The sequence below is a fragment of the Streptomyces sp. NPDC002144 genome, assembly GCF_053593695.1.
On sequence record NZ_JBSFDB010000007.1, the window covers coordinates 343359 to 359168 of the forward strand.

A 15810-nucleotide genomic window follows, 5' to 3' on the forward strand; every position below is an offset into this window, starting at 1 on the left:
AGGCCACAGGCGCCCCCTGTCGAAAATTTCCGCGAAGTTCACATGCCGCCAGGTACTGACATACGGGCGAACGGCAGGTACCGTCCTGTGCCAGTTCACCCTCGTGGACTACACCACCACCTTCCTACAACGGATCGTCCGGCACGTTCCTGCCGGTAGAAGGGGGCCCTTTCACCATGGCCACTGTCTCGTTCGACAAGGCGACCCGGATCTACCCGGGTTCCGAGAAGCCCGCCGTTGACGGCCTGAACATCGAGATCGAGGACGGCGAGTTCCTCGTTCTGGTCGGCCCGTCCGGCTGCGGCAAGTCCACCTCGCTCCGCATGCTCGCCGGGCTCGAGGACGTGAACGCCGGCGCCATCCGCATCGGTGACCGCGACGTCACGCACCTGCCGCCGAAGGACCGGGACATCGCCATGGTGTTCCAGAACTACGCGCTGTACCCGCACATGAGCGTCGCCGACAACATGGGCTTCGCCCTGAAGATCGCCGGCGTCAACAAGGCGGAGATCCGCAAGAAGGTCGAGGAGGCCGCGAAGATCCTCGACCTCACCGAGTACCTGGACCGCAAGCCGAAGGCCCTCTCCGGTGGTCAGCGCCAGCGTGTCGCGATGGGCCGCGCCATCGTGCGTGAGCCGCAGGTCTTCCTCATGGACGAGCCGCTGTCCAACCTCGACGCCAAGCTCCGTGTGTCGACCCGTACGCAGATCGCCTCGTTGCAGCGCCGTCTCGGCATCACCACCGTCTACGTCACCCACGACCAGGTCGAGGCCATGACGATGGGCGACCGTGTGGCCGTCCTCAAGGACGGTCTGCTCCAGCAGGTCGACTCCCCGCGCAACATGTACGACCGCCCGGCCAACCTCTTCGTCGCCGGCTTCATCGGCTCCCCGGCCATGAACCTGGTCGAGGTCCCGATCACCGACGGCGGTGTGAAGTTCGGCAACAGCGTCGTCCCGGTCAACCGTGAGGCGCTGAAGGCCGCGACGGACAAGGGCGACAAGACGGTCACCGTCGGCGTCCGCCCCGAGCACTTCGACATCGTCGAGGAGAACGGCGGCGCCGCCAACGCCCTGTCGAAGGACACCGAGGACAAGCCGGCCGGTCTCGCGGTCTCCGTGAACGTCGTCGAGGAGCTCGGCGCCGACGGCTACGTCTACGGCTCCGCCGAGGTCGGCGGCACCACCAAGGACCTCGTCGTCCGCGTCGAGGGCCGACGGGTGCCGGAGAAGGGCTCCACGCTGCACGTCGTGCCGCGGCCGGGCGAGACCCACGTGTTCTCGACCTCCACGGGCGAGCGCCTCTCCGACTGAGAGGGCCGACACGGCTGACTGACTCGGCTGACTCGGTCGACACGGCTGACGCCAGGCAAAACCACCAGCCCGGGTGAATTCACCCAGGTTGACGCGAAAGGCCCCGCAACCTGCTGCGGGGCCTTTCCCGTTGTCGACAAATACCCCGGCAGACCGGTCATTTCGAGCGGTGTACGTCAACGCCGTACCCGGAACGAGCCACCAATTCATCCCCCGAACCGGTGACTAAATGTCGCCAAATCAGTACCGAACGCTACCCTCACTCGCGTGAAGCACTCCACTAACCCTCAGACGCGACGCGGCCAGGGCCCCGCCCGCCGGGTCGGCCGCACCCTCGCCCTCGTCCTGCCCGTCCTTCTGGTGCTGTCCGGGACCCTCGCGGTCACCCGGGTCAACTGGTCGGGAAGCCCGTCCGGCTCGGTGCTCACCGCCTCCGACGCGATCGACGACGCCAAGGGCGCCGCACCGGTTCACCGGGCCCCGCAGGACGTGCTGCGAGACCAGCTCCTGGCCGAGCTGCAGGACAGGAACCCGGGCGTGGTCCTCACGCACCTCCAGGAGGCCGTGAACGGGCGTCCCTCGCTCGCCGGGCACTGCTACTCCATCGCCCGCGCCCTGGGCCGCGCCGCGGCCCGGATGTACGGCCCGGTGAGGGCGCAGTCCTATGCCCGCCCGGTCTGCGACACGTCCTTCGCAACAGGCGTCGCAGCAGCACAGAGCTGAGCCCCCCAACCCCCACCCACCCGGCCCCACACCCACCGGCTCTGGTCGGGGCTGGTCGGGGGGCTTGTCAGGGGGCTGACCGGGTGCTCCGACGCCCGCCGGGTCCACGCCCACGACACCCTGCCCACCGGCTCCGGCCGGGGGGCCTGTCCGGCCGACCCCGGACCACGGACCCAGCGCCAACCGGCCCTGGTCGCGGGACCGGTCGGGCCGTTCCGGTCCGCTGACCCCGCACCAGCCGGTCCCGCGCCAGCCTGGATCGCGCGCCAGCATTCGCGTCCGCCGAGTTCGCGCCCACAGGTCCCGCGCCCGCCGGTTCTGGTCGGGGGAGCTGGTCCGGGGGGCTGATCGGGTGCGCCTGCGCCAGCCGGTCCGGTCCGCCGATCCCGCGCTGGCCGGTTGTGGTCGCGGGCCCAGTCGGGCCGTTCCGGACCGCCGACCCCGCGCCAGCCGACCCCGCGCCACCGGGTCCCGCGCCCGCTGGGTTCGCGCCGCAGCATTCGCGCCCGCCCGGTTCCGGTCCGGGCGGTCCCGGACCGCGGGTCCCGCGCCAAGCGGTCCCCGTCCGCCGCCCCCGCGTCAACCGGTTCTGGTCGCGGGACCGGTCGGGCCGTTCCCGTCCGCCGACCCGCACCAGCCGGTCCCGCGCCCGCCCGGTCGCGCGCCGGCATTCGCGTGTCGGGGGAGCTGGTCCGGGGGGCTGATCGGGTGCGCCTGCGCCAGCCGGTCCGGTCCGCCGATCCCGCGCTGGCCGGTTGTGGTCGAGGAACTGTCGGGACGTTCCGGACCACCCGACCCCGCACCAGCCGGTCCCGCGCTCGCCCGGGTTCACGCCCGCGGCATTCCTGCGCGCCGGGTCCGTGCCCGTCGGGCACGCGTTGGCCCGGCGCGTCTCGGGCGGGTTCGGGGGAGGGTAACGGGTGATTAAGGAACGGTTCCCGGCGTCGGACGTGCCCCGGAGGCCCCGTAAAGTGCGGGCATGACCCATCCGAACGCCGCTTCCCGCCCCGTTCAAGCCGTCGTCCTGGCCGGAGGCCAGGGCTCGCGGCTGCGTCCGTACACCGACGACCGGCCCAAGCCGATGGTCGAGATCCCCGGCACGGGGACGCCGATCATCGGCCATCAGCTCGTCTGGCTGGCCGAGGAGGGCGTCACGGACGTCGTCGTCAGCTGCGGGCACCTCGCCGAGGTGCTGGAGAACTGGCTGAAGTCGGCGGATCTCCCGGTGCGGGTGACGACGGTCGTGGAGAGCGAGCCGCTCGGCCGCGGTGGCGGCCTGAAGTACGCCGCCGCGCATCTCCCCCACCCCGACAAGCCCTGGTACGCCACCAACGGCGACATCTGGACCCGCTTCTCCCTGCGGGACATGGCCGACTTCCACACCGAGCGGGACGCGGTGGCCACACTGGCCCTGGCGCGTCCGCGCATCCCCTGGGGCGCGGTGCAGACGGACGGCTTCGGACACATCACGGACTTCATCGAGGCCCCGCCCTCCACGTTCGAGATCAACGCGGGCGTGTACGTCTTCTCGCCGGAGTTCGCCGAACTGCTGCCGGAGCGCGGGGACCACGAGCGGACGACCTTCCCCCACCTGGCCCGGGAACTGCGCCTGGCGGGCTTCCCGATCCCCCAGGGCTCCTACTGGCGGGCCATCGACACGGCGAAGGACCTGACAGAGGCGGCGAAGGAACTGGCCACCCTGGGACGCTGAGAAGGCGTCCCCCCCCCGTACGACGCCAAGGATCCCGCCGCCGTACGACCGAGGGGTCCCGCACAGTCAGCTGTGCGGGACCCCTTCGTAGTGGGCCAAGAGGTTCAGCCGGTGGGCCCGCCCAAAATGTCGCCCACCGGCCTGGTTACCCCAACAGGCCGCCGACCAGGCCCGGTTGGCCGGAGGAGCCTCCGGAGCCGGTGCCGGTGCCGCTGCTGGAGCCGGTGCCGCCGCCCGTCGAACCGCCCGACGTGGGGCCGGAGCTGGTGCTGGGGGCGCCGCCGCCGGAGGGGGCGGAGTGGTGGGGCGTGGTCTGGCCCGCCGTGCCCTGGGTCTGGCTGGGGGCACCGCCCGTCGCTGTACTGCTCGGAGTCGTCGCCGCGCCCGACGGCGTGGACCGGCTGGTCGCGCCGTGGGTGGGCGAGTGGGAGGCGGACGGCGACTGCCGGTGCCGCTTGCCCGGCTCCTGCGGGAGCGGGGAGCCCGGCAGCTGGTTGCGCGGCGCCTCACCGGGGCCCGGCACGACCACCCGGCCGGCGTCACGTACCGCGCCGCCGAGCAGAGAGCCGATGAGGAGCGTCAGTCCGACCGTGATGGCCGTGACGAGCGCGCCACGGCGCAGGACGTAACGGCGCAGCTCCCAGATGTCGGAGCGGGGTCCGAGACGGCGCCAGGCGCTGCCGGCGAGACGGCCGTCGACGGAGTAGACGGGGGCGCCGGCGATGATCAGCGGGGACCAGGCGGCGAGATAGATGATGTCGGGGGCGTCGTAGGCGGGGACGGTCTTCCAGCTGACGGTGACGATGAGCGCGGCCGAGAGCAGGGCGCCGAGGACGGCGGCCACCCGCTGCCAGCAGCCGAGGACCGTCAGCACGCCGACGATCACCTGCGCGAAGGCGATGACCAGACCCGAGCCGACGGGGTGGTGCAGGGCGAACTGGCGCAGGGGCTCGGCGACTTCCCAGGGGTGCAGGGTGTTGAGCCACTTCACCATGGAGCCGCGCTTGCCGCCGTCGAAGTAGACGGGGTCGCACAGCTTGCCCATGCCGGCGTAGATCGAGATGAAGCCGAGGAAGATGCGCAGCGGGAGGAGGACCACGCCCAGGTTCATACGGCGGCCCGGGTAGTACGCGTGCCGGGCCGGGTCGTCGCCGTGCCGCTGGGAACGCTGCTCCTCGGTCTCCTCCGGCTCGAAGTCCCCGTCCCCGTACGGGGGTTCCTCGTCGTAGGCGCTGCCCACCGTGCGCATGTGGGGCAGCAGGCGGGTGCCGCCCGTGTCCTCGTAGCTGCGCTGGGCGCCGACCATCGGGGTCTCGACGGTCTGGTCCAGCCCGTCGTAGATCTCGTCGTACGTGGGGCCGGTCTCGAGGCGCGGGATGACCTGGGTGGCGCCGGCGTCGGCGGAGGGGTCCTCGTCGCGCCGGACGCCGGCCCGCACGGCCTGGAGCAGGCGGTGGGCGCCGGTGTCGTCGGGAGCGGACCTGCCGCTCCACACGACCGGCCGGCGGCGGGCCGCCGGCGTGCCGCCCGCGGGCATCCGGGTCGTGTCCTCGCCGACGCTCAAGTGCCGTGCGATCCGCGGAGATTGGGCGCGCGTCGACGCGCCGAGCTGCACGCGGAAGCTGGCGTGATTGACGATGATCTGCGCCGGATCGCTCGGCACCTTCACCATGCTCAGCGCGGGAGCGTCGTCGAATCCGGAATCGAATCCCGACGAGCGGTCCCCCGTGGGTGTGCGGGGTGTTCTGGTGTCCACACTCATCTAACCGAGTGACGTGTGCTTAGGACACTGCTTTGACCCGCCGGATGTGTCCGGACCCCGTCAAGCTTGTCCCACACGCCCAGATTGACCCGCACGGGTGAGGACGGGCACGCGTGTTCAGCCCCGCCGGCGCGCCGCCCCGTACAGCACGATCCCCCGCGGCCACACCGGCGTTGAGCGACTCCGCCCCATCCGGCATCAGGTTCCGCACCCGGAAGTCGCAGGACCCCGCCCGTCTGCCGCCCTCGCGGCTGCGCGCCGCGCACGGCTTCGCCGGCCTCCGACCGGCGAGCCCCGCCCGCCCACGCCGATCGCGGTCAAATCCGCCGACGCGCCGCCTCGTACAGCACGATCCCCGCCGCAACACCGGCGTTGAGCGACTCCGCCCCACCCGGCATCGGGATCCGCACCCGGAAGTCGCAGGTTTCGCCGACCAGTCGGGACAGGCCCTTGCCCTCGCTGCCGACCACGATCACGACCGGGCCCTGGAGGGCCTCCAGTTCGCCGATCTCGTGCTCGCCGTCGGCGGCGAGGCCGACGATCACGATGCCCGCCTTCTTGTACGCCTCCAGGGCGCGGGTCAGGTTCGTGGCGCGGGCGACCGGCGTACGGGCGGCCGTACCGGCCGACGTCTTCCACGCGCCGGCGGTCATCCCGGCCGCGCGCCGCTCGGGTACGACGACACCGTGGCCGCCGAACGCGGAGACGGACCGGACGACGGCGCCGAGGTTGCGCGGGTCGGTGACCCCGTCGAGCGCGACGATCAGCGGGTCCTCGCCCTCGTCGTAGGCGGCCTCCGCCAGGTCCTCGGGGTGGGCGTACTCGTAGGGCGGGACCTGGAGCACGAGCCCCTGGTGGTTGAGCCCGTTGGTCATGCGGTCGAGCTCGGGGCGCGGGGCCTCCATGAGGTTGATGCCACCGCGCTCGGCGGCGAGCTGCAGGGCCTCGCGCACGCGCTCGTCGTTGTCGATGAACTGCTGGACGTAGAGGGTGGAGGCCGGTACGCCCTCGCGCAGCGCCTCGACCACCGGGTTGCGGCCGACGACCAGTTCGGAGGACGACTTGCCGCCACGCCCGCGGGGCGCGGGACGGCGCGCGGTCTGCTTCGCCTTGGCCGTGGCGATGCGGTTCTTCTTGTGGCCCTTGCGCATCTCGGCGGGCGGGGTCGGACCCTTGCCCTCGAGGCCCCTGCGACGCTGGCCGCCACTGCCGACCTGCGCGCCCTTCTTGCCGGACATGCGGCGGTTGTTCGCGGCCATGACCTACCTGTCTGTCGTGAAAGTCGTACGTACGTCTATGAAGTGTGCCGCCCGGAGGGCCGGACGGCACAATCGATCTTTTGCTCGGCGCCCCGGACTCAGCGCGGGCCGAGGCTCCAGCGCGGGCCCTGCGGGCTGTCCTCGATCGACAGTCCCGACTGGCCGAGCTGGTCGCGGATGGCGTCCGCGGTGGCCCAGTCCTTGCGGGACCGGGCGGCCTCGCGCTGGTCGAGGACCATACGGACCAGGGTGTCGACGACACCGTGCAGGTCCTCGCCGCGGTCGGTCTCGCCGGCCCAGTGCGGGTCGAGCGGGTCCAGGCCGAGGACGCCGAGCATGGCGCGGACCTCGGCGAGGCGGGCCACGGCGGCTTCCTTGTCGTCGGCGGCGAGGGCGGAGTTGCCCTGCCGGACGGTGGTGTGCACCACGGCGAGCGCCTGAGGGACGCCCAGGTCGTCGTCCATCGCCTCGGCGAAGGCGGGCGGGACCTCGGCGGACGGCTCGACGGGACCGGTCTTCTCGACGACCCGCTGGATGAAGCCCTCGATCCGCGCGAACGCCGACTCGGCCTCGCGCACCGCGTCCTCGCTGTACTCGATCATCGAGCGGTAGTGCGGGGTGCCGAGGTAGTAGCGCAGCACGATGGGCCGCCAGCGCTTGGTCATCTCGGAGACCAGCACGGAGTTGCCGAGCGACTTGGCCATCTTCTCGCCGGCGATGGTCACCCAGGCGTTGTGCAGCCAGTACCGCGCGAACTCGTCGCCGTAGGCCTTGGCCTGGGCGATCTCGTTCTCGTGGTGGGGGAAGATCAGGTCGATGCCGCCGCCGTGGATGTCGAAGGCGCTCCCGAGATACTTGTGCGCCATCGCCGAGCACTCCAGGTGCCAGCCGGGACGGCCCGGCCCCCAGGGCGTCGGCCAGGTCGGCTCACCCGGCTTCGCCGTCTTCCACATGGCGAAGTCGCGCGGGTCCCGCTTGCCGGTCTCGCCCTCGCCCGAGGGCTGGAGCAGGTTGTCCAGCTCCTGCCGGGACAGCTCCAGATACTGCGGGAAGGACCGCACGTCGAAGTAGACGTTGCCGTCCGCCTCGTAGGCGTGACCGCGCTCGATGAGCCGCTGCATCATCTCGACCATCTCGGTCACGTGTCCGGTCGCCCGCGGTTCGTACGTGGGCGGCAGGCAGCCGAGCGCGGTGTAGCCGTCGTTGAACGCCCGCTCGTTCTCGTAGCCGATCGACCACCACGGGCGGTTCTGCTCGTGGCTCTTGGCGATGATCTTGTCGTCGATGTCCGTGACGTTCCTGATGAACGTCACGTCGTAGCCGCGGTACTCGAACCAGCGGCGCATGATGTCGAAGTTGAGGCCCGAGCGGATGTGCCCGATGTGCGGTGCGGCCTGCACGGTGGCACCACAGAGGTAGATCGAGACACAGCCCGGCTTGATCGGGGCGAAGTCACGGATCTGCCGGGCGCTGGTGTCGTACAGGCGAATCGTCACGAGACCTAGGGTAGTGGGCCGAAGGGGGTGCGTGGAGCAGTCCCTTTGTTTACCCCTCCCGCACCCTGTTCACCCCTCCCGCACCACCAGTGCCGTCGCCACCGCCATGAGCCCTTCGCCCCGACCGGGGAATCCGAGGCCGTCCGTGGTCGCCCCCGACACCGACACCGGGGCTCCGGCCGCCTCCGACAGGATCTTCTGCGCCTCGTCGCGCCGCTTGCCGATCTTCGGGCGGGGGCCCACGACCTGTACGGCGATGTTGCCGATGCGGAAGCCGGCCTCGCGCACGATGCGGGCGGCCTCCGTCAGCAGGGTCACCCCGGACGCGCCCGACCACTCGGGGCGGCCGGTGCCGAAGTGCTGCCCCAGGTCACCGAGCCCGGCGGCGGAGAACAGCGCGTTGCACGCGGCGTGCGCGACGACGTCCGCGTCGGAGTGGCCGGCCAGGCCCGTCCCCTCGCCCTCCCACTTCAGGCCGGCGCACCACAGCTCGCGGCCCTCCTCGAAGGCGTGGATGTCGGTGCCGATGCCTACCTGGGGCAGCACCGGAAAGGTCTCAGAAGCCATCGTTCAGCCTCCTGCGGGCCAGGACCGCCTCCGCGAGGACCAGGTCCAGGGGCCGGGTGACCTTGAAGGCCTCCTCGTGCCCGGGGACGAGGAGCACCGTGTTCCCGAGCCGCTCGACCATGCTCGCGTCGTCGGTGACGTCCTCGGTGACCTCCTCGTGGGCCCGGACCAGCGTGGCCCGGTCGAAGCCCTGCGGTGTCTGCACGGCCCGCAGCCGCGCGCGGACCGGGGTGGCCACGACGGGCTCCGGGTCCCCGGCGACCGGCGCGGGCTCGACCTCCTTGACGGTGTCGGCGAGCGGCAGCGCCGGCACGACGGCGGGGGCGCCGTCCCGTACCGCCTCGATCACCGCGTCCACCGTGTCGACCGGCACCAGCGGCCGGGCGGCGTCGTGGACCAGCACGATGTCGTACTCCGGCGGGAGCGCGTCGAGACCGAGCCGCACGGACTCCTGGCGGGAGTCACCGCCGGGGACCACCAGGAAGTCCGTCCGCTCGGGCAGCGCGTGGGCGTCGAGGAGGGACTTGACCTCGGAGGCGCCCTCGGGCGGGGCCACGACGACGACCAGGGAGACCGCGCGGGAGGCGGCCATCGCCCGCACCGCGTGGATGAGCATGGGTGTGCCGCCCAGCGCACGGAGCGCCTTGGGGGCGCCCGGACCGAGGCGTACGCCCCGGCCGGCGGCCGGAATCACGGCCGCGGTGCGGGCCTCCGTGGGCGAAGGGCGCGATTCGTCAGACATCGGTTCCTGTCAAGGTTTGTGTGCTCGACCTAGGTGGGTATGGCCTGGGAAGTGCCGGGCGCGACGCCTTGACCGGACCCTTCCGTGACACTGGTCGAGCCTGCTGCCCGGGCCCGGCACGCCAAGTATCGGGGGAATCCCCCGAGGTTTACGTACGTACGGCGTCCGAAGTCGCTCCGGGGAGCTTGCCGCCTACGAACATGCCGCAGCGCCCGGCGACAATGGAGATGTCATCGGGCACCGCGGCATTTCGATGTACTGAGTGCTGAAGCGGGCCGGCGCGCCTGCGTCAGTCGTTCAGGACGCGAGGACCTCGTCGAGCAGCGCCTCGGCCTTGTCCTCGTTCGTGTTCTCCGCGAGGGCGAGCTCGCTCACCAGGATCTGGCGGGCCTTGGCGAGCATGCGCTTCTCACCGGCGGAGAGTCCGCGCTCGCGCTCACGACGCCACAGGTCACGCACGACTTCCGCGACCTTGATGACATCGCCGGAGGCGAGCTTCTCCAGGTTTGCCTTGTATCGACGCGACCAGTTCGTGGGCTCCTCGGCGTACGGCGCGCGCAGCACCTCGAAGACCCGGTCCAGCCCGTCCTGACCGACCACATCACGTACGCCGACGAACTCCGCATTGTCCGCTGGCACACGTACCGTCAGGTCACCCTGGGCGACCTTCAGCACCAAGTAGGTCTTGTCCACGCCTTTGATCTGGCGAGTTTCGATGGCCTCGATCAGCGCGGCCCCGTGATGGGGATAGACCACGGTGTCGCCAACCTTGAACGTCATGTGACAGGTACCCCTTCCGTGGCTATCCAGGGTAACACGGAAACCGGCGGTTCTGAATGGCGTTTTCGCAGGTCAGGGCATATCTCGGGGCTTGACAACAGCAACAGGAACGTGCTTCGCCCACCCAGTGGAAGAAGGTATTCGCAGGTCGGAGCGGCTCTCCGGCCGAGGTGAAACGCGTACGTTACACACGTCCGGAGCCCCCTCCAAGCGGGCGAACGTCCGCATATGTCCGGTTCCGGATGTGCGACTTCCGCTACTCCGTTCGGTGGCGTGGGTCGCTTCCGTATCGATTCCGGAATTGATCACAGGGGGTCGGCGGGGCGCCCGGTGATCCATTTCCGGGAACGGCTCCGCATTCCTTCACGCAAAATTTGCGCGCCCGTGCCCGGGGTTTGCCGGACCGGGTTATGTGAATGCCGGACGAGCTCCCCGACTACCGCCTGCCGAGGGAAGCGGAGGGCTTGGGGGAGGGTCGGGTGCGGTGGCGTGGGAACGGCTCGGTAACCTAAGGCCGCTGACAGTCACTTAGGGCGGCTTTATGGTCGCCACGCTCGAGTCAAGGAGTTGCCGCCGCCGTGAGCAGCAGCCTTCGACGCGGCGCTCTCGCCGCCGCCATCGCAGTCTCGATCGCCTCGCTCTCCGCGTGCGCCGCGGGCAGCGACGCCCAGACCTTGCAGGTCAAGCCGGACAACGCGGCCGTCACGGTCGGCGACATCAAGATCCAGAACGCGCTGGTCATCACCCAGCCCGACATCCAGGCGACCGGTCCCGCCGTGATCTCGGCGACCCTCTTCAACAACGGGGACACCGCGCAGACCGTGGACTCCATCACCCTCCCGAACGTCAACCAGACCGCCGAGGTCAGGCCGGCCAAGGGCAGCGGCAAGCTCGTCGTCCCGGCGCACGGCTCGCTGGTGATCGGCGGCAAGGGCAACGCCAGCGCCTCCCTCCCCAACGGGCGCGAGGCCGTCCAGGACGGCAGCGTCCGCAAGGTCACCTTCACCTTCAGCCAGGCCGGTGACGTGAGCCTGCGCGCCTTCGTGGTCCCGGCGGCGAGCTACTTCACCAAGTGGGGCCCCAGCGCGGTTCCGACGGCCACGCCGTCCGCCAGCCCGAAGCCGACCAAGAGCACGACGGCGTCCCCGAACCCGTCCGCCTCGACGTCGACGAAGCCGCCCACGACCAACCCCACCAGCGCGGCCTCCGCGAGCGCGACGGCCACCGGGCACTGAGCGGTCGTACGAGCAGCCGTCGGGTAGCCGTACGAACGAAGGGCGGGACCTCACCGGGAATCACCGGAAGGTCCCGCCCTTCGGCGTGCGTACGGCGGTTTACGGCTCGAAGGTTTAGGGCTCGAACTTGTAGCCCAAGCCCCGCACCGTCACCAGATACCGCGGCGCGCCCGGGTCGGGCTCGATCTTGGCGCGCAGGCGCTTGACGTGGACGTCGAGGGACCCAATCCCCCACGCACCCCTCGCACCGCTACGCGGGCTTCGGGCTGCTGCGCCGGACTCCGTCCGTCGACTCACCGCCAGGCGCCTTCTAGGGCTCGAACTTGTAGCCCAAGCCCCGCACCGTCACCAGATACCGCGGCGCGCCCGGGTCGGGCTCGATCTTGGCGCGCAGGCGCTTGACGTGGACGTCGAGGGTCTTGGTGTCGCCCACGTAGTCGGCGCCCCACACGCGGTCGATCAGCTGCATACGGGTCAGGACGCGGCCGGCGTTGCGCAGCAGCATCTCGAGCAGGTCGAACTCCTTGAGGGGCAGGTCGACCTTGGAGCCGGAGACCGTGACCACATGGCGGTCCACGTCCATCCGGACCGGACCGGCCTCCAGGGCGGCCGGGGTGACCTCCTCGGGCTCGCCGCGGCGGCGCAGGACGGCCCGGATACGGGCGACGAGCTCACGCGACGAGAAGGGCTTGGTGACATAGTCATCGGCTCCTATCTCCAGGCCGACGACCTTGTCGATCTCACTGTCCTTGGCGGTCACCATGATCACCGGGACGTTGGAGCGGCCACGCAGCTGGCGGCACACCTCCGTACCGGGCAGACCCGGCAGCATCAGGTCGAGGAGGACGAGGTCGGCGCCGTTGCGCTCGAACTCGTCGAGGCCGTCGGGGCCCGTGGCCGCGATGGCGACCTCGAAGCCCTCCTTGCGGAGCATGTACGACAGGGCGTCGGAGAAGGACTCCTCGTCCTCGACGACAAGCACTCGGGTCACGGAAGGACCTCCGGGGCGGGAAGCGGTTCGTACGGGGATGACTGGGGGGTGGATTCGCCGGCCTCGTCGTCGAGGTCGTCGAGATCGGGGTGCTGCTGGGCGCGGTCACGGGCCGCACCCGCCTCCGGCAGCCTCAGAGTGAACGTGGAGCCCTGGCCTTCGGCACTCCACACCGTGACCTCCCCGCCGTGCGAGGCGGCCACGTGCTTGACGATCGCGAGCCCCAGGCCCGTACCACCGGTGGCACGGGAGCGAGCGGGGTCCACGCGGTAGAAGCGCTCGAAGACGCGCTCCTTGTCCTTCTCGGAGATACCGATTCCCTGGTCGGTCACGGCGACCTCGATCAGGTCACCGCCGGGCGCGGTCACCCGGCGGGCGGCTATGCCCACGCGGGTGCGGGCCGGCGAGTAGTTGACGGCGTTCTCGACGAGGTTGCCGAGCGCGGCCGCGAGCTGGCCGCGGTTGCCCCACACATGCAGGTCGGCGGTGCCGCCCGCGGCCATGGTGATCTGCTTGGTGCCGGCCTGGTGGCGGCAGCGGTCGATGGCCTCGGCGACCAGTTCGTCCACCCGCACCGGCTCGGCGTCCTCGAGCGGGTCGTCGTTCTGCACTCTCGACAGGTCGATGAGCTCCTGCACCAGGTTGGTCAGCCGGGTGGCCTCTATCTGCATGCGTCCGGCGAAGCGCTCGACGGCCTCCGGGTCGTCGGAGGCGTCCATGACGGCCTCGGACAGCAGGGAGAGCGCGCCGACCGGTGTCTTCAGCTCATGGCTGACGTTCGCGACGAAGTCCCGCCGCACCGCCTCGATCCGCCGGGCCTCGGTCAGGTCCTCGACCAGGAGCAGCACCAGCCGCGACCCGAGGGGCGCCACGCGCGCGGAGACCGCCAGCGCCTCGCCACGTCCGGTGCCGCGCCGGGGCAGATCCAGCTCCACCTGCCGTATCTCCCCGTCCCTGCGGGTGTCCCTGGCCATCCGCAGCATCGGCTCGACGGAGAGCCGGCCGCCGCGCACCAGTCCCAGGGCGTACGCCGCGGAGCTGGCCTTGACCACGGTGTCCGCCTCGTCCAGCACGACGGCCGAGGACCGGAGCACCGACAGGACCGTGTCCACACCCGGCGGAAGCACCGGGTCGGTGTGCAGGGAGGTGCGGGTGGGGCGCTTCTGCTCCCGCTCGCTCCAGCGGAACGCCAGCATGGCGATGACACCGGTGAGCACCCCGGCGATCGCTGCCGCTGCGGCGACCGCCGCGTTCACGTCCATGCAAACAGGTTAAGCAGGGGGTACGACATCCCCACAGCCGTCGAGGTGCGAGCTCGAACACTCGTCGCCCAGAGTTCACCTTGGAGCCAGGGATGGTTCATTTGAGGGGACGGAAACCGACGCGTTCAGGCCGGATCGTGGGAGCGTGGGGTTCACAGGACCGGTTTCGCGGCCGGTTCTCATCCCCGGAATCCCCGAGGCAGACGTAAGAGAGGGACCCCTGATGCGGGACGCGTACCACGAGGAACTTGACTCGATCGGTGACGGTCTGGTGGACATGGCCCGGCTGGTCGGGTCGGCGATCGGGCGCGCCACGACCGCGATCCTCGACGGTGACCTGAAGCTGGCCGAGAGCGTGATCGAGGGCGACCAGAAGATCGACGAACTGCAGCACGACCTGGAGGCACGGGCCATAGCCCTGCTCGCCCGTCAGCAGCCGGTGGCGACTGACCTGCGGATCGTCGTGACCTCGCTGAGGATGTCCGCGGACCTCGAGCGCTCGGGCGATCTGGCCCAGCACGTGGCGAAGCTCGCCCGGCTGCGTTTCCCGGAGCGGGCGATCCCGCACGACCTGCACGCGACCATCCTGGAGATGGGCCAGCTCGCGCAGCGGCTGATGGCGAAGGCGGCCGAGGTGATCATCACCAAGGACGTCGACCTGGCGATGCAGCTGGAGCAGGACGACGACGAGATGGACCTCCTGCACCGCACGCTCTTCCAGCACCTGCTGGACGACCGCTGGAAGCACGGCATCGAGACGGCGGTGGACGTCACCCTCCTCGGCCGCTACTACGAGCGCTTCGCCGACCACGCGGTGGCGGTCGCCAAGCGCGTGGTGTTCCTGGTCACAGGCGAACACGCCGACGAACTCCAGACCGACATCCAGCCGGAGATCCAGCCGGTGGCGGGGGTCGAGGGGGCGTAGTCGAACCCGGCCGGCGGCAGGTCTCGGGAACCGATCCCCGGGACCAGGACCTGGCCGCCGGCTTGCGGTCGTCGTGCGTGGGCCTCATGCAACCGTTCTCATCGGTGGGCATCGGGCTTGCGCGATCACCGCGGATGCTGCCGCTGCCGGGGGTGTGCGGCAGCCCACCCATCAGCCGTCGCACCGTCTCACCAAGGGGGCGTAAGCGGCGGTGTTCGGCGGAGTGCGGGGGCTTCGAGGGGCGTGGCGGCGCCTCCGTGCGCCGTTGATGCGACCGCCGCGGTGGGCATGCAATGGGTGAGGCAGCAGTCCTGCCCAGGCCCGAGCCTCCAGGAGGACCCATGGCCGAAGCCCCTACCACGCCCGACCCGACGCAGGAGCGCGAGACGGAGCAGCCCGCCGACATCAAGAGCCTCCCGCTCGTCGGTGCGTGCGGCTGCGGCTCGGGCTGCGGCTGCGGGTGCCAGTCGGGCAGCCCCTGCCAGTGCGGCTGAGAGCGTACGTCCACGCAGGCCCCGGTGCCCCAGCGCACCGGGGCCCGCGTCATGACCGCTCCACGCCCCGGACGACACTCCGGCCCGGTCGCCCCTCCCGCCGTACGGGCGCAGCATGGATGAAGGAACAGGCGGGAAGGAGGTGCGGAGCCATGGCCAAGTACATGGACGTGCACCACGGGATGAAGGGCATCACGGCGGACCAACTGCGTGAGGCGCACCAGGCGGATCTCGCCATAGAGAAGGACGAGGACGTCCACTTCGAACAGGCCTGGGCGGACCCGGAGTCCGGCACGGTCTACTGCCTCTCCGAGGCCCCCTCCGCGGAAGCGGTCCAACGCATCCACGAACGCGCCGGCCACAAGGCGGACGAGGTGGTCCCCGTACCGCTGACGGTATGAGGCCGGGAATCCAGAGACGCGGGCGGCACTGAGGTTCCACCGTGGGCCCGACCGTGAAAATGCCTCCCTCCCGCGCCGTACGCGCAGGTGGGAGGCATGATCATGAAACCTACTTCTTCTTGCCCTGGGTTTCGACCGCCCGGTTTTTG

16 protein-coding genes are annotated in these 15810 nt (G+C 70.8%); 7 read left to right on the plus strand and 9 right to left on the minus strand.

Annotated elements, in window-relative coordinates; translation table 11 throughout:
• The first annotated feature begins 176 nt into the window (after positions 1–176).
• The 3 genes from ACWCQ1_RS13970 to ACWCQ1_RS13980 all read left to right on the plus strand — a co-directional run bounded on the left by ACWCQ1_RS13970 (position 177) and on the right by ACWCQ1_RS13980 (position 3747).
• A complete protein-coding gene (locus ACWCQ1_RS13970; RefSeq protein ID WP_133045692.1) occupies positions 177–1313 on the plus strand; it encodes an ABC transporter ATP-binding protein in 1137 nt (378 codons plus the stop codon).
• Between the two features lie 267 nt (positions 1314–1580).
• Entirely contained in the window at positions 1581–2036 is a 456-nt protein-coding gene (locus tag ACWCQ1_RS13975; RefSeq protein ID WP_358592253.1) for a hypothetical protein, read from the plus strand.
• A gap of 979 nt (positions 2037–3015) precedes the next feature.
• On the plus strand, positions 3016–3747 hold the full coding sequence (locus ACWCQ1_RS13980; RefSeq protein ID WP_358592251.1) for a nucleotidyltransferase family protein: 732 nt from the start codon (positions 3016–3018) through the stop codon (positions 3745–3747).
• Between the two features lie 145 nt (positions 3748–3892).
• Here the strand turns inward: ACWCQ1_RS13980 and ACWCQ1_RS13985 are convergent, their stop codons facing one another.
• The 6 genes from ACWCQ1_RS13985 to ACWCQ1_RS14010 all read right to left on the minus strand — a co-directional run bounded on the left by ACWCQ1_RS13985 (position 3893) and on the right by ACWCQ1_RS14010 (position 10353).
• Complete coding sequence (locus ACWCQ1_RS13985) at positions 3893–5509, minus strand: DoxX family protein (RefSeq protein WP_358592249.1); 1617 nt, start codon at positions 5507–5509, stop codon at positions 3893–3895.
• 317 nt (positions 5510–5826) lie between these two features.
• On the minus strand, positions 5827–6768 hold the full coding sequence (gene rlmB / locus ACWCQ1_RS13990) for a 23S rRNA (guanosine(2251)-2'-O)-methyltransferase RlmB (RefSeq protein WP_451026564.1): 942 nt from the start codon (positions 6766–6768) through the stop codon (positions 5827–5829).
• Positions 6769–6866: 98 nt separating this feature from the next.
• A complete protein-coding gene (gene cysS, locus ACWCQ1_RS13995; protein ID WP_358592244.1) occupies positions 6867–8264 on the minus strand; it encodes a cysteine--tRNA ligase in 1398 nt (465 codons plus the stop codon).
• Positions 8265–8333: 69 nt separating this feature from the next.
• Positions 8334–8831, minus strand: a complete 498-nt coding sequence (gene ispF / locus ACWCQ1_RS14000; RefSeq protein ID WP_133045698.1) for a 2-C-methyl-D-erythritol 2,4-cyclodiphosphate synthase — start codon at positions 8829–8831, stop codon at positions 8334–8336.
• Positions 8821–9573 carry a 2-C-methyl-D-erythritol 4-phosphate cytidylyltransferase gene (gene ispD, locus ACWCQ1_RS14005; RefSeq protein ID WP_133045699.1) on the minus strand — a complete coding sequence of 251 codons (753 nt, stop codon included), beginning with the start codon at positions 9571–9573 and terminating at the stop codon, positions 8821–8823. Before ispD ends, ispF begins: the two co-directional genes overlap by 11 nt.
• A gap of 297 nt (positions 9574–9870) precedes the next feature.
• Positions 9871–10353 carry a CarD family transcriptional regulator gene (locus ACWCQ1_RS14010; RefSeq protein WP_003953493.1) on the minus strand — a complete coding sequence of 161 codons (483 nt, stop codon included), beginning with the start codon at positions 10351–10353 and terminating at the stop codon, positions 9871–9873.
• 578 nt (positions 10354–10931) lie between these two features.
• Between ACWCQ1_RS14010 and ACWCQ1_RS14015 the strand changes: the two genes are divergently transcribed.
• Positions 10932–11588 (plus strand): DUF461 domain-containing protein, encoded by a 657-nt coding sequence (locus tag ACWCQ1_RS14015; protein WP_451026565.1) that lies wholly within the window; start codon positions 10932–10934, stop codon positions 11586–11588.
• A 114-nt stretch (positions 11589–11702) separates the two neighbouring features.
• On the opposite strand, the gene ACWCQ1_RS14020 is transcribed toward ACWCQ1_RS14015, so the two are convergent.
• Genes ACWCQ1_RS14020 through ACWCQ1_RS14030 form a run of 3 tightly spaced genes read right to left on the minus strand, consistent with a single transcriptional unit; the run spans position 11703 to position 13841 of the window.
• Positions 11703–11885 carry a winged helix-turn-helix domain-containing protein gene (locus tag ACWCQ1_RS14020; protein ID WP_451026566.1) on the minus strand — a complete coding sequence of 61 codons (183 nt, stop codon included), beginning with the start codon at positions 11883–11885 and terminating at the stop codon, positions 11703–11705.
• Between the two features lie 13 nt (positions 11886–11898).
• On the minus strand, positions 11899–12579 hold the full coding sequence (locus ACWCQ1_RS14025) for a response regulator transcription factor (RefSeq protein ID WP_007382946.1): 681 nt from the start codon (positions 12577–12579) through the stop codon (positions 11899–11901).
• Complete coding sequence (locus ACWCQ1_RS14030) at positions 12576–13841, minus strand: sensor histidine kinase (protein ID WP_133045701.1); 1266 nt, start codon at positions 13839–13841, stop codon at positions 12576–12578. The genes ACWCQ1_RS14025 and ACWCQ1_RS14030 overlap by 4 nt, the downstream gene beginning before the upstream one ends.
• A 223-nt stretch (positions 13842–14064) precedes the next feature.
• Between ACWCQ1_RS14030 and phoU the strand changes: the two genes are divergently transcribed.
• The 3 genes from phoU (at position 14065) to ACWCQ1_RS14045 (ending at position 15661) form a co-directional block, all read left to right on the plus strand.
• The gene (gene phoU, locus ACWCQ1_RS14035) at positions 14065–14766 is read left to right on the plus strand and encodes a phosphate signaling complex protein PhoU (protein ID WP_133045702.1); all 702 of its coding nucleotides are present in this window, start codon (positions 14065–14067) and stop codon (positions 14764–14766) included.
• A 341-nt stretch (positions 14767–15107) separates the two neighbouring features.
• Complete coding sequence (locus tag ACWCQ1_RS14040) at positions 15108–15260, plus strand: hypothetical protein (RefSeq protein WP_356770727.1); 153 nt, start codon at positions 15108–15110, stop codon at positions 15258–15260.
• A 152-nt stretch (positions 15261–15412) separates the two neighbouring features.
• Positions 15413–15661 (plus strand): SCO4226 family nickel-binding protein, encoded by a 249-nt coding sequence (locus tag ACWCQ1_RS14045; protein WP_133045703.1) that lies wholly within the window; start codon positions 15413–15415, stop codon positions 15659–15661.
• Positions 15662–15810 lie beyond the last annotated feature (149 nt).

Excerpts from the sequence above, each read along its gene's own strand:
- ACWCQ1_RS13980 (WP_358592251.1), top strand. The coding sequence starts at position 3,016 with ATGACCCATCCGAACGCCGCTTCCCGCCCCGTTCAAGCCGTCGTCCTG.
- rlmB (WP_451026564.1), bottom strand. The coding sequence starts at position 6,768 with ATGGCCGCGAACAACCGCCGCATGTCCGGCAAGAAGGGCGCGCAGGTC.
- ACWCQ1_RS14030 (WP_133045701.1), bottom strand. The coding sequence starts at position 13,841 with ATGGACGTGAACGCGGCGGTCGCCGCAGCGGCAGCGATCGCCGGGGTG.
- ACWCQ1_RS14010 (WP_003953493.1), bottom strand. The coding sequence starts at position 10,353 with ATGACGTTCAAGGTTGGCGACACCGTGGTCTATCCCCATCACGGGGCC.
- phoU (WP_133045702.1), top strand. The coding sequence starts at position 14,065 with ATGCGGGACGCGTACCACGAGGAACTTGACTCGATCGGTGACGGTCTG.
- ispD (WP_133045699.1), bottom strand. The coding sequence starts at position 9,573 with ATGTCTGACGAATCGCGCCCTTCGCCCACGGAGGCCCGCACCGCGGCC.
- ACWCQ1_RS14040 (WP_356770727.1), top strand. The coding sequence starts at position 15,108 with ATGGCCGAAGCCCCTACCACGCCCGACCCGACGCAGGAGCGCGAGACG.
- ACWCQ1_RS14045 (WP_133045703.1), top strand. The coding sequence starts at position 15,413 with ATGGCCAAGTACATGGACGTGCACCACGGGATGAAGGGCATCACGGCG.
- ispF (WP_133045698.1), bottom strand. The coding sequence starts at position 8,831 with ATGGCTTCTGAGACCTTTCCGGTGCTGCCCCAGGTAGGCATCGGCACC.
- ACWCQ1_RS13985 (WP_358592249.1), bottom strand. The coding sequence starts at position 5,509 with ATGAGTGTGGACACCAGAACACCCCGCACACCCACGGGGGACCGCTCG.
- ACWCQ1_RS13970 (WP_133045692.1), top strand. The coding sequence starts at position 177 with ATGGCCACTGTCTCGTTCGACAAGGCGACCCGGATCTACCCGGGTTCC.